The 12976-nt window shown below is 32.6% G+C and carries 14 protein-coding genes; 6 read left to right on the top strand and 8 right to left on the bottom strand.

What is annotated here, in order from left to right:
- Positions 1-246 precede the first annotated feature (246 nt).
- The 4 genes from M1G14_RS01045 to M1G14_RS01030 are packed head-to-tail and all read right to left on the bottom strand — an operon-like array spanning position 247 to position 2945.
- Positions 247-1935 (bottom strand): FtsK/SpoIIIE domain-containing protein, encoded by a 1689-nt coding sequence (locus M1G14_RS01045; protein WP_247926139.1) that lies wholly within the window; start codon positions 1933-1935, stop codon positions 247-249.
- A 13-nt stretch (positions 1936-1948) separates the two neighbouring features.
- Positions 1949-2410, bottom strand: coding sequence for a hypothetical protein (locus M1G14_RS01040; RefSeq protein ID WP_006149314.1), 462 nt, complete (start codon positions 2408-2410; stop codon positions 1949-1951).
- Between the two features lie 21 nt (positions 2411-2431).
- Positions 2432-2728 carry a cytoplasmic protein gene (locus tag M1G14_RS01035; protein WP_247926138.1) on the bottom strand — a complete coding sequence of 99 codons (297 nt, stop codon included), beginning with the start codon at positions 2726-2728 and terminating at the stop codon, positions 2432-2434.
- Positions 2729-2762: 34 nt separating this feature from the next.
- Complete coding sequence (locus tag M1G14_RS01030; protein ID WP_156671931.1) at positions 2763-2945, bottom strand: hypothetical protein; 183 nt, start codon at positions 2943-2945, stop codon at positions 2763-2765.
- A 655-nt stretch (positions 2946-3600) separates the two neighbouring features.
- On the opposite strand from M1G14_RS01030, the gene M1G14_RS01025 reads away from it, so the two are divergent.
- The 5 genes from M1G14_RS01025 to M1G14_RS01005 all read left to right on the top strand — a co-directional run bounded on the left by M1G14_RS01025 (position 3601) and on the right by M1G14_RS01005 (position 8624).
- The gene (locus tag M1G14_RS01025) at positions 3601-3948 is read left to right on the top strand and encodes a helix-turn-helix domain-containing protein (RefSeq protein WP_247926137.1); all 348 of its coding nucleotides are present in this window, start codon (positions 3601-3603) and stop codon (positions 3946-3948) included.
- A gap of 302 nt (positions 3949-4250) precedes the next feature.
- The gene (locus M1G14_RS01020) at positions 4251-6098 is read left to right on the top strand and encodes a retron Ec67 family RNA-directed DNA polymerase/endonuclease (protein WP_247926136.1); all 1848 of its coding nucleotides are present in this window, start codon (positions 4251-4253) and stop codon (positions 6096-6098) included.
- A 123-nt stretch (positions 6099-6221) separates the two neighbouring features.
- Entirely contained in the window at positions 6222-7082 is an 861-nt protein-coding gene (locus M1G14_RS01015) for an ImmA/IrrE family metallo-endopeptidase (RefSeq protein ID WP_247926135.1), read from the top strand.
- An 8-nt stretch (positions 7083-7090) separates the two neighbouring features.
- Complete coding sequence (locus M1G14_RS01010) at positions 7091-7777, top strand: XRE family transcriptional regulator (protein WP_247926134.1); 687 nt, start codon at positions 7091-7093, stop codon at positions 7775-7777.
- A gap of 202 nt (positions 7778-7979) precedes the next feature.
- On the top strand, positions 7980-8624 hold the full coding sequence (locus tag M1G14_RS01005; protein ID WP_021153923.1) for a hypothetical protein: 645 nt from the start codon (positions 7980-7982) through the stop codon (positions 8622-8624).
- Positions 8625-8744: 120 nt separating this feature from the next.
- Here M1G14_RS01005 and M1G14_RS01000 read toward each other — a convergent pair whose 3' ends face one another.
- The 4 genes from M1G14_RS01000 to M1G14_RS10920 form a co-directional block, all read right to left on the bottom strand.
- Positions 8745-9104: a hypothetical protein gene (locus tag M1G14_RS01000; RefSeq protein WP_247926133.1), complete on the bottom strand. Its 360-nt coding sequence runs from the start codon at positions 9102-9104 to the stop codon at positions 8745-8747.
- Between the two features lie 314 nt (positions 9105-9418).
- Entirely contained in the window at positions 9419-9649 is a 231-nt protein-coding gene (locus M1G14_RS00995; RefSeq protein WP_045760127.1) for a hypothetical protein, read from the bottom strand.
- Positions 9650-9983: 334 nt separating this feature from the next.
- Entirely contained in the window at positions 9984-10367 is a 384-nt protein-coding gene (locus tag M1G14_RS00990; protein WP_247926132.1) for a hypothetical protein, read from the bottom strand.
- Between the two features lie 1049 nt (positions 10368-11416).
- On the bottom strand, positions 11417-11587 hold the full coding sequence (locus M1G14_RS10920; RefSeq protein WP_001227861.1) for a PhrA family quorum-sensing system peptide: 171 nt from the start codon (positions 11585-11587) through the stop codon (positions 11417-11419).
- A 190-nt stretch (positions 11588-11777) separates the two neighbouring features.
- Here M1G14_RS10920 and M1G14_RS00985 point away from each other — a divergent pair, with 190 nt between their 5' ends.
- Positions 11778-12641, top strand: coding sequence for a helix-turn-helix domain-containing protein (locus M1G14_RS00985; RefSeq protein WP_195529487.1), 864 nt, complete (start codon positions 11778-11780; stop codon positions 12639-12641).
- Positions 12642-12976: the final 335 nt, after the last annotated feature.

Below are 12976 nucleotides of genomic sequence, written 5' to 3'. Positions count from 1 at the left end.
AAAGATTGAAACTCAGTAATAATGTATATTACTAAAAATCATATTAAAAATAATTCAAATTTATTGGTAGCCTTTTGGTAGCTAAACAGACAAAAGTTAATATCTTCATAAAAAAAATACAGTTAGAGAATGTTGATTTATCAGCATTCTTTTTTATTTCAAATAGTTTCTCGGAATTAGAAAACGGGGGTTGAAGTTTCATCATGGCCTAGAAACTTCGGGCTACGGTCTGCGCCTGACCTGCGGTCAGGCTTGCCCTTGCCCTTGTCCTAGCCCATGATGAACAATCGTCGCTTCAACTGCTTTTGGATAAGACCTGCGTCCTCCCTCTTCAAATTGAGCGAGGATTTCAAGAAGAAGTTTTTCTTGAAAAGGATCCACTAAAATAGCGGATACAGTCCGTTCAAAGATGATCCCTTGTTCTGTTAAGAGATAGATAATTTTGCGTAAGGTTGGCATTTTAAGATTTTGTTCGTCTGCGAATTCTTTGAGCGTTCTCTTGTTTGGTTCGTTTTCTATAGTCTCCTCTTCCTCTATAGGGTCAATTGTTTCAACTGGTGGTTTATATTCTTCAAATACTGAGAATTCTTCTCCTTCAAACTCCATGATCGGAATGTTAGAGTAGGTATCATAGAAGGAGAAACCTTGATCGAGCGGTACATAAGGAGAGAAAAACTCACCAGCCAACTCACCATTATTTGCGATATAACCCCGTCCTTTGACCTTTACTCCATTGATTTCATCCAGCTTTTTAAACTCTTTAGTCTTATTAGCATCTCCAAACATCATGTCATATCCTGTTGATTCTAAATGACCGACGGAGAGACGCTTCATAAAGTTATCCCGAAGAGCCGTTTTGATAAATTCTCCATCGGGCCGTTGCATAGCAAAGATGATAAAGACTCCAGCTTGACGACCTTCTAGAACTAACTGGGAGAGGTATTCCATCAGTTCTGACTGTTGGCTATAGTCACGATCAATCTTTGCCATGAGGGCTGCCCACTCGTCTACCAGGATGAATTTTGGTTTCATGTCATAGTGAGTAAAGTTCTTCCCAGCTTGGAATTTTGGCGAAGTAGACATCATTTCATAGCGTTTTTCCATGAACTTTACATTCTCTTTAAAACAGTTGATGATATCTTCCTTGCTAGTATAAACACGGCCATGAAAGACCGGAATTTTCTTTAATCCAGCTAGATCTGAATTCTTTGGATCACAGATATCAACAAAGCCAATTTTAGCTAGAGCGTAGATAATGGTCATGAGAACAACGGTTTTTCCTCCTCCTGTTCCACCACCGATGAGAAGATGAGGCTCTTCGATATAATCCCAGGCTACATCTTTCATGAGCTGGAGTTTTGAGCCTTTGACCTTTACTTCATTGATGGTGATTCGGCTATCAATTCGGTTAATAGCAATTTCATATTTTATAAAGCGATTATCAAAGGTTTTATTACGAAAGTCTCCGTTAAACATGACTTCAAGCGTAGCCCCAAGGTTTAAAAAGCGATCTTGAAATTTATTACCTTCTAAGATAAAACTCACTTCAATCTTGTAGCGAGACTGTTTGATATACACTTGAGGCAAGGTGATTTTTTCAATGATCTTGTTTTCACGTCTGACCTTTTTAACTAGATAGAGGTTATTCTCCAGCAAGAAGCGAGAGAGAATTCGAAGGCTATTTAGCTTTTGAAAAAATAGCAACTTCCTGTAGCAAACTCGATTGATAAACCAAGCAAGAAGCAATGAAAAAAGTAGTCCTGTTCCTATAAAATATCCTTGTGGTAAGGGATGGACTTTTAATTCTTCTAAATGTAAGTAGCTGTAATAACTAATAGCCAACAAAAAAGGAAACCACCAGATAAACCATGTGATTCCCTTTAGCTTACGATGAAAAACTCGAACTCTTTTTCCCCGATAGGTAAAGAGTTTCATCCTGCATCACCTCCTAGTTTTCTTTCTTATTTTCTACCGGTTTGTTTTCTTTAGTCGGTGCGCCTCCAGCTTTTTTCTTGATTTTAGAAGCAAATAGCTTATAGATATCATTGCGATTGACATGGGTATGCGTGATAACAATATCTTCTAGTTCAACCTCTTCTCGGTATTTAATGCCCAAGTCTTCAATTTCAGACTCAGACATATCTGCGATCGTGAAAAAGAGTGTTTCGTGCTGGACAGAAGAATGAATCCCTACGACAATTCCACGGATCTCACCTGTATTGACTTGGACAAATGATCCATCAGGATTTCGTTGTGAGCGATCCACTTCAAAGATAATATCAGGCCCCTCAATGCCACGGAAAGTCAGTTTTCCAAGGACAGCTGGGACATCTAACCCGTCTGTAATAACACGATAAGTCTTGTCAGCAATTTGTAGTTTTTCTCCGTAGTTTAATCCAATTTTAGCCATGTGATTTTCTCCTTTTATTTCTTATTTTTTGATTACCAATTTTTCCGCAAAGACATTAAGATAAGGTGCAACAGTATTGCCATTTAAAGCAGTGTCTGGGAAAAAGATTGGGTTAACCACTTCTACTAGAGCATCTTCTGGAATGACAGTTGTAGAGGCTGGTGTGATGACATGAAAGGCACCGTGCTCTGCGCTGTTTAGGATGTGACGTTGGTATTTACCTTCTTTCCCAAAAATAAATTTAGGAGCATTTCCTAAACGTTCATAGTAAGCAGGGCCAATAAATTCTGGTTTTATTTTAAGTGTTTCTGAGATCATAAGATTTTCCTTTCTGAGTGTAAAATAAAAAGAGCTAAGCTAGTTGCTTCACTCTTGAGTAATAGTGGGTAAATAATTTGCGTTTAAACATACGACTATAGAATTGAATATCCCCATGAGCATAGCCGTTTCTACGGGCATCATCTGCGAGATGATCTAGATCTACTTGAGCTTGAGCATAGAGTTTAGCCTGAAGTTTATCAGATTCACTATACATGCCATAGGTAAATTCATAGTTATCATAGAGTCGTTTACATTGTAGTGCGAAAAAAGTTTGTCATATCATTCTCCTTTATTGTAATAAGTAAAAAAGCTACTAAGTGAAAAAAGGAAAGAACTTAGTAGCTTGAGAGTAAGTCTATCAATAATGATAGACAGCAGTAAAGAAAAGTTATTTGGTTGGAAAGATCCCTCTTTCCACGGTGGCAACGTTTAGCAAGGTGCTTTGCGTGAATTACCATCGCTTTCCCAGCCAATCTCATTGGGGAGTCATTATCATACCCTTAAGATTCTCTTACGCCCTTTGGCGAAGCCAGTTCACTTTACTATTCGGAAAAGTGCGAAAGTCCGAAATGCGTGTAGGCCCACAAAGTAATAACTTTTGTTTTACATCCCAACTTCAACCATAAAATGGACTTGACTTTACCTATCAAATATATTACAATAAAGGTGCTAAGTTAATTGTGTAGTTTGATAGTCAGTCCTCTGGTTGTCAGACGCACTTTTTATTTAATTGTCAATGATCTCAATTGGTAGGGATTATTATTTTGATTTTTAATATCGCCACCAGCTATATTTATATTTTATCGCTGTTGGCGATAAAAGTCAAGGGATTTTTGAAATTTTTTTAAAAAATTTGAAGAGGAATGGCTATGGCGTTTGCAGAACGTTTAAAAGAATTACGAAAACAAGCTCACTTAACTCAGGTTGAACTCGCAAAACGATTAGGGATAGGACAATCTTCCTATGCAGACTGGGAGAGAGGCAAGAAAAAACCAACACAAGAAAATCTAGTTAAGATCGCACAGATTTTGAATGTATCAGTAGATTACTTGGTTGGTAACTCAGAAAATAAAGATGAAGATTTAGATAATATTGAATTACTATTCCGTATGAACTCAAAAGGATTGACTGATGAAGAAAAGGAAGTCTTTAAAAAAGAATTGATTGAGTTTATGGAGGAAAGAAAGAAATTATTTGATAAAAATAACAATATTTAAATTTAAGATAACCTATAATGACTACTAGTAATAATGTTTATAATAAAAAAAGACAACAAACCATGGTAAAGTTGAAGAATATGGAAGTTGCCTTAATAATTGTTTTCACTTAATCTTCAGCTTGACTATTATAGGATATTGTTGTAAACTTAAAATGCGTATGAATAGATTTTATGGCTTAGCGGTTCGTAAGCCTTTCTCTCATTAGTGGGGGGATTTAGCAAGTATCTGTATACTTGACTTGTTCGTAGCGATTGCGTAATGAGTTTTCATACGCTTTTTTTTTACATAATGGAGGAAAAATGCAATATTCTGATATAAAATCGATAAGAACACTAGCATATGCATTGGGTGTTCAAACTAAACAATTAACAGGGCTTTTATATGGGATCAAAATTGAGAATTGTTATACTTCGTTCAAGATTAGTAAAAAAAATGGTGATGAACGAACGATTAATGCGCCTAGTAAAAGTTTGAAATATGTACAAAGAAGATTAACAAGATTACTTGTAAAACGTCAAGAAGAATTTTTTTTAGAAAGAAATGTTAAGAATAATATATCTCATGGTTTTTCAAAAGGAAAGGGAATTAAAACTAATGCTGTCCCCCATAGAAATAAGAGATATGTTCTAAATGTTGATTTAGAGAATTTTTTTGAGACAATACACTTTGGTAGAGTGCAAGGTTTTTTTAAAAATAACGAATATTTTAAATTACCTGAAGTCGCAACAATAATTGCACAAATTGCTTGCTATGAGGGTTCATTACCCCAAGGAGCTCCTAGTTCTCCAATAATTTCAAATTTGATTTGCCAAATTTTGGACTATAGAATTGTACATCTTTGTAAAAAGTATAGGCTAACATATACCAGATATGCTGATGATTTAACATTTTCGACAAATGATAAAAATTTTGAGGATATGAAAGACGAATTTGAAGATGAACTCAAAAAAGTTATTTCTCGTTCTGGTTTTATAGTCAATTCAAATAAAACTCGTTTTCAGAAAAATGATAGTAGACAAATAGTAACTGGTCTTTCTGTAAATAAAAAGATCAATGTAACAAGAGATTTTTACAAAAAAACAAGAAGTATGGCTGATAAGCTATATCGAAATGGTAGTTTTACAATAAATGAAAAAAATGGAACAATAGATCAATTAGAGGGGAGATTTTCTTTCATTAATGATTTGGTGAAATATAATAATAGATTAGATGAGTTAAACTCACTTAAATCCAACTTGATTGAATATAAGAAAAATTTATTGTATACAGAAGAACGAAAATATAAAAATGACAATGATAATAACCAGGTCTTGGATTGGGAAAGAAATTTGGGAAATTTAAATATAAGAGAAAAGGATTTTCAAAAATTCCTTTTTTATAAATATTTCATTGCTAATCCTAAAGTTACAGTAATAACTGAAGGTAAAACAGATAGCAGATATATTAAAGCTGCTTTACGGGAATATTATTTAGAATATCCTAACCTAATAACAAAAGATGAGGGAGGATTCAAATATAATATACATTTTTTAAAACCTTCTAAGAGATTAAGATACTTTTTTGACTATATGTCAGGTGGCGGTGGTGGTTTTGTTTTGATTAATCTAATGGAATTTTTCAGTGGTAAGGATAGTCGTACAAAACGTAATTATATTAAGTATTTTAATAGCATTTTATCAGAGAAAACTCTTCCCCAAAAACCCACATTATTTCTTGTAGATAACGAATGGCAAGGAAGCAACCCTTTGCCAGGAGTTATAGGTAAACTAGTAAAAGATAAAAATCTAGAGAGAAAAGATATCGAACAGAAAATTAAATCGGATTTTTTATATCATATTGACCTGAATGCTTTCGTAATAACTTTACCAGTAGAAAGTGTAGATTATAAAACTAATATTGAAATTGAAAATTTGTTTAACTTGGAAGAAATTAATAATGAATTAATAGCCCCAAATTATGATGGAAAAATATTTGATCCTAAAAAAAAGAATGGTGATAATAAAAAAAAGATTGGGAAGGAGATTTTTTCCAACTATATCCTTAGTAACTATGATTCGGAAGTAATTAACTATTCAAAATTTAAACCATTATTAGACTTAATTAATAAATTATCTGAAGACTATACTAAATTCAAAGATAATAAATAAGAGGTTAAAATGTGTTGAATTTTTTCTTTAAGCTATGGTGGACATCTGTCCACTATTTTTATATAATAAATTCAACCTATTTGGTTTAGTTTTGTATTTTATACTTAAAGGAGGTACCATTCTTTGGATGAATTGTATACAAGAATAAGTAAGTCTACAAAACATGTGTTATACCAATACATGAAGGATCATGATATTTCATTACTAAATTATAATTTCAACTACTTCTTTCAATATTGTATTCAAAAATATCAAATTCAAGTAATTGATCACCACTTCTCAAATCACAAGATTGAAGGATTAACTGTTATTGATGAATTAGGTATTAGTTTTTCTTATGAAAAGGATAATCCCATTGTGAAGCAAAATTTTACGCTGTGTCATGAGCTAGGACATTTTATCCTAGAGCATGAAGGTAATTATTTTGCAGAATCTATTGATAATCAGGAGAACCTACTAGAGCGAGAAGCGAATATTTTCTCTGCTGTAGTATTAATGCCTGACATTGTTTTGTTGTCAAAGATTTATTATAGTTGCGACACCTTTCAAAAGATTCAAAATAGTCTGGATGTTTCAAAACAGGCATTGTTTTATCGCCTTTTAGATCTTCTTAGAGAATATTATCCTGGAAAAGAAAGTATCATTAAGCAGGCTATCGATGCTTATATTGATGGACAAAATGCTTCACTACTCCTATTGTTTCACGGTATAAGAGAGCAAATTATTAAAGAATTTAACAGATATCAAACTTCTCTTATTACGAGGATAGAGCAAGCTGTGAGCAAAAGAGGTTTAGTTACCAGTCAAGAATATCCAGAACTTCTAAACCAAGAGTATTGGAAAACAATAAAGTCCTGCCGTAACAATCTAAAAGTATGGCTCATTTATGACAGAGGAAAATCTATAGCTTATGTTTGGGATAAAAATAAGCTAACAGACAAAGAGGCAAAACAAAAAGCTGAATTGAAATTATTGTTAATGTGAGGGAAACGATGTATCAACCAGAAAAATTAAAGGCTCGTAGGAAAGAGCTGAAATTGACTCAAAAGCAAATCGCAGATCAATTAGATGTAAGCTATCAAGCCTATTCTGCTTGGGAACGAGGAGTAAAAAAACCATCAAGAGAAAAAGCGAAACATCTAGAGCAGATTCTAAATGTGCCAAAAGGTTATTTTACGGAGATAGAAATCGTCAGGATATACAATGCTTTATCAGATGAAGGAAAAGATCAAGCACTTAGTTATGTTAGAAGTCTAGTTCAAAAAGAACAATGTAAGAAAGTTATTTCGATATCAGAAAAACTATACGAATATCATGTTTATGAAAAAATGTCTGCTGGTATCGGTTCATCAGTTTATAACGATCAAAACTATGATACCGTCTATTTTAATGAAGAGCTAGCCCACGATTTCGCCTCATGGATATCTGGAGATTCAATGGAACCCAAATACAAAAATGGTTCTGTTGCTCTCATTCGTGAGACAGGATTTGATTACGATGGAGCAGTTTATGCTGTAGTTTGCAATAGCCAGACTTATATTAAACGAGTTTATCGAGAGGAGCATGGCTTAAGGCTGGTTTCTATCAATCCAAACTATAAAGATATTTTTCTTTCGTATGATGAAGATCCTAGAATTGTAGGAATTATTGTTGGTAATTTTGTACCAATAAAACTCTAACAACATTTTATTTACGTTGATTTTCTATTTCTGATGACTATGTAATAAAGAATATAGAAATCTCTTACTTTGTGACCCTATGCGCTAACCTCTTGAATATTTAGACAAATTACAATTGTTACAAAAATATTTCAAAAACACTTGACATTCTGTAACATCGTAATATAATAGCTAATATAAATTTAGGTGAGGTATCATAATTATGAAAAAATGGACAAGTTTAGCACTTTTAGGCTTAACTTCTGCAACTCTACTAGTAGCTTGTGGTTCTAAAAAAGAGGAGAACAGTTCTTCCGTAAAAGAAACACAGACTTCTATGAAATCTGGTCAGAATAAAACAAATCAGTCTTCTAAAAAGAAAAATACAAAAGCTACTGAATCTAGTTCAGAAGAAACAACACAATCAAGTCAAACAACCACAGCGTCTAATACAACAAGTGGTGACAAAGCTACAGATTCATCTCAAATGGTTCCTGCAGAGCTGGTAGGGACTTGGACAGGTACAACTGAAATCGCAAAAGATGTCCAAATGACAGTGGCAGCGGACGGAACGGTCACTACGACAGCAAACTTTTATCAAGCAGATGTGAACCCAATTCGTACAGCAACGACTAGAGCAAAAGCTGTTCAAGCTTCTGGTAATATCTATTACTGGGAAACAGACGAACCTGGAGCTTTTGATGCCCTTCTTCCCGGTATTGCTGGACTTGGGGGAGCCAATGCCAAGGTAAAAGCCGGTTTCATTTTGGAAGAGGGCCATTATACACCGATTGTATTTGTAACAGGACTTAATGAAGACTTTGATTATAGCAAATACAATGATTTCCGTGTCTCACTCACAAAATAAAGACATATTCAACGCTCTTAAAATTGAAAACACCCCAAAAGTTAGATTTTCCTATCTATCTTTCAGGGTGTTTTCTTATAGCCAAATTGGGAAAGAAATCAAAACTTCATCGCTCTATTTCTACTTATTATATTGTTGAAGTGCTTTATTATATGCTTTACTGCCTTTTTGGTAATATTCATGTTCTATTCCAGATATATCGACTGTAATGGTGCCATCCTTAACTTTATATTTTACTGTTGAATCACTTCTACCTTCTCCTGATAAAAGGAAGGTGTTACTTTCTTGATCAATTGTAAAACTATCAGCTTCTCCGTGTTTTATTGAACCTCTATTCCCTTTTATAGTAAATGCCAATTCATTTCTTTCACTTGATGTCCAATAGTATTCGCCATCCAGAGATTGTTGCTTATTTTTAGTGCAAGCAATTAGCGTAATTATTGATAATGACAACAATAATATGCTAACAAATTTTCTCATGTTTCTCGCCTCCTTTTATAATATTACTATACCAAAATAATGTTACAAAACTGTATCAATGTCTGTTATAATGGAAATTTCAAATAATGTCCATTATAACAGACATTAGTAAATTTTAGAAAAAGATCTATATTTGGCTATAGTTTTACTAAATCTCTACGACTATAGATTAAAAATGTATACACTTCTATACAAATAATAGAAAAGGACTCAGCCCTGTGCAATACAGAACTAAATCCTTTGCTTAAATTAATTGTCTAATTTTTTGGGGTCAGTACAATCTGGTTGCTAGGGCTTTATTATGCTATATCTTACTAGGGATGATGATCTTTTTCAGGATTGCTCATAATCTGTGTAAATATTTCTTTATATTTATATTTCAGATATTTTTCGTGTAGAATGAACAAAGCTACGTAAACAATCATAAAAACAATAGATAAATACAGTATATCAAATGTACTATGTCCAAAATAAGTTGCGGACTCATAAGATCCAATAGCTCCTAAAACCAACCAAGGAATATACTTGTAATACTTAGTTACCATAACACAGTCCCTCCTTTAATTAAACTAATGAGAATATCTAAAACTAAAAGTCATACCTGTACGTGTAGGATTATAAGGATCTAAGGTCATCAAAGTGCTAAATTCTCAAACCAACTTCTACCGCCAATAAACGTGGAAGTTAATTTGTCAAAACAATGCTATTAAAAAATAAAAGGGAAAACTTTTTTGTTAAATAAGGTTATCGTTACTATTAACCAAATATAGTTTTTAGCCAATCAACTATAAGTGGTCTAAGTAATGGGATTACGAATAGACCTACAATGATACCTAAAATAAATATTAGAAACATTTTTTTGAAGCTTCTTTTGTTCATCTATGGACACATCCCTGAATGGTCGATTACGACTCCAGGACATGTGTACGGACCACTTTTTGGAATTACAACTTGTCTTGCGCCGTTTCTTACTTGTTGTAAAATATAATTGTGAACATTACGTAATCCCCAAGCAACCCATTCCGAAGGCGCTTTTCCTGTCACATACGTTATTGTTCCATCTATAACCCATGCAACAACCATCCCTCCAAAAAAGATTGCTGTAGCGCCTGTAGCGCTACGGTCTTCTGTTTTTATTAGAGCACTTTTATTGTTAGGAATTATTTCATTTGCACTTACCGTTAAAGTAAGTAGGGGAGAGCTAGCGTAGAATAGTGTAGATAATAGCGATAAAATAGTAATTTTTTTAATTATTTTTTTCATGGTTACCCTCCTAATGTTATTTTGTACAGTGTGATGCTATATAGAAAAACGAGTTTCCTTACTTAAATTAAGTTTTCCCAATGTTTTTCAAATCTATTTTGTATCCTCTTGAAACGAAAAATCAATCTTCATATACAGTATTTTGTTAGATAGTAAAGTTCTAATACTAACAAATCTGTCCTCTAGTTATCTCCTTTCAATTAATGAAATCCCCACCATCTCCAAATATCTAACAAGTTGAAGAGTGGGAGTGATGCTATAAAGAATAAAAGGGAAAACTTTTTGTTAAATAAGGTTATCATTACTATTAACCACATATAGTTTTTAGCCAACCAACTATATGTGGTCTAAGTAATGGGATTAAGAATAGACCTACAAATAGACCTAAAATAAATATTAGAAACATTTTTTTGAAGCTTCTTTTGTTCATCTATGGACAGATTCCCGAAAAGTATATTTTTAATTTTTCTAAGTACGTCTAGACGTTTTAAAACTCATGTTGTGATTGAATTACGTTCAATACTTCTTGCATACTTCCAGCCTTCCAATTTGCCTTAGCATTAAATAAAGGCAATGGGTAATCGTAATATCCAATAGTATCAATACCAGCACTAGTTGATACCTGTATCCCTGAGTACGAATCTTCAATAGCAATTGTCATCCGAAACAATATAATCAAAATAATTCTTCAAATCCAGTTTTTCAAGACTTATTTCTATACTTTTTCTTCCTTTCTCTGTGAAAATCGCAAATTTTTCCCACTTTTTTCAATGTTTTCAATACTGAAACAACATCTTTCCAGAACTTCAATAATTTCTTTTTATGTTAATTCATTATTTAACTAAATCTTTGGAGGTAATACGTTTTCAAAGCTACTTTTTTACCATAGATTTTGAGCCTTCAACACATATTACTAAGCCAAAAATGCTCTAAATTTTTGAAATTCTAACAAATTACACCCTTGTACATTAGAATCACTTCTTTCTAATTAAAAATTAGATAAAACAGAAATACCATATAGTTAATTAGTATTTTCATCATTTAATCAACTAATCAGCCTTCCCAACATCAAGACCATTGGACTCCTTTTGTGATTGCACTCGAATCTCCAATTGTTTATTCTTCTGAATAAACTGTTGGTAAGGAATTGTATTACTAAACATAAAAACACCTAGTAATGCAAATGTAACTAATTTTTTAATTCCACGTTTTTTTCTCATGCAATGAAACCCCTTTCTTTTTCCTTATTTTTATTCTAACACATATATATTATTTATGCAATTATTTTTATTGCGCTTTGAACTTTTTTTTTTTTTATTACCATAAAGAATTATTTATTCCTTTAACTTGCTATTTTGAACTAAAAATTTTATAATGAAATTAAGCAAATAGGAAGGTTTATTATCTTTAATGAATACACTCGCAGAGAAATTCAGATTAAAAAGAAAAGAGCTAGGACTCTCCCAACAAACTCTTGCAGAAGGAATTTGTGAACAAAGCCAGATTAGTAAAATTGAGAGAGGGCATTTCATTCCCTCCGCAGACCTTTTGTTCAAACTCTCACAACGACTTGAAGTACCATTAGATTATTTTTTTAATGAACAAATTGAAATTAAATCTAACCTCTCTAATTTCAAGCAATTATCTGCTCGACTATTAGATGACAGAAATTATGAAGATTTGGAATATATTTATAGAATAGAGATCGAACGAAGTACTTTTCTAACACTAGAAGACCGAACTTACCTTGAATGGATTAAAGCTATTATTGACTTCTATCAATATGACAGTAAGTGTGAGGCTATTTCTTCATTGGAAAATATATTATTAAAAGTCTCCTCAAATACTCTGATTTATTTAAAGGCATTGAATACTCTATCTAATTTCTATTCCTTAGTGGGTCGTGAACAAGAATATGAGGCAAACTACTCTCATTTAATGGAGTTATATCAGACAAAAAATTTTGAGCATCAAGAGTTTTTATTTGGCTACATCAGAGTTCGTTACAACTACGCTCACTACTTAGTGTCAAAGGAAAAATATAACGAAGCCATCCAAGAAGCTCTTGAGACGATTGAACTCTGTAAACAAAGACAGACAAGCTACCAACTGGCTCCCCTACTTATTCTTGTAGGAAATGCTGGAGCCAAGTTTCTAGACAAAGAACAAGTCAAAAATTATTATATAGAAGCAAGAGAGTTATGTAAGATTTATAACAATCCTTTAATGTTGATGAAGATAGAAAATTATTTGAAGGAATTAGATACTGTATAGTTAATCTTGACATTATAGTTTTTCTGAAACGTTAAATAACCTGTAAGGCTGATAGTGATATTAATACTATCAGCCTTATAATTTTTTCATGGTATCTCAAATAACTATACTGATTTTGTTTCCCGTTCTAATTTGGTAACATTTTGATTTCTTGTATTATCAAGTATATTGATAAAATTCTCTAATCTCCTAACCTTATATTCGTAATCATCTATCCATTTAGTCATAAATCTTTGATTTTCTTAGGAATGATATTAGGATAGCAAGGATAATTTAGAAAAATTATCACATAAATTGATATAATACTTAGTATAGAACAACTTATTAAGAGGTTA

This window comes from Streptococcus parasanguinis (assembly GCF_023109675.1).
GTDB lineage: Bacteria > Bacillota > Bacilli > Lactobacillales > Streptococcaceae > Streptococcus > Streptococcus parasanguinis_I.
The sequence above is the reverse complement of the archived record's forward strand: the minus strand, read 5'-3'. Positions and strand labels throughout refer to the sequence as shown.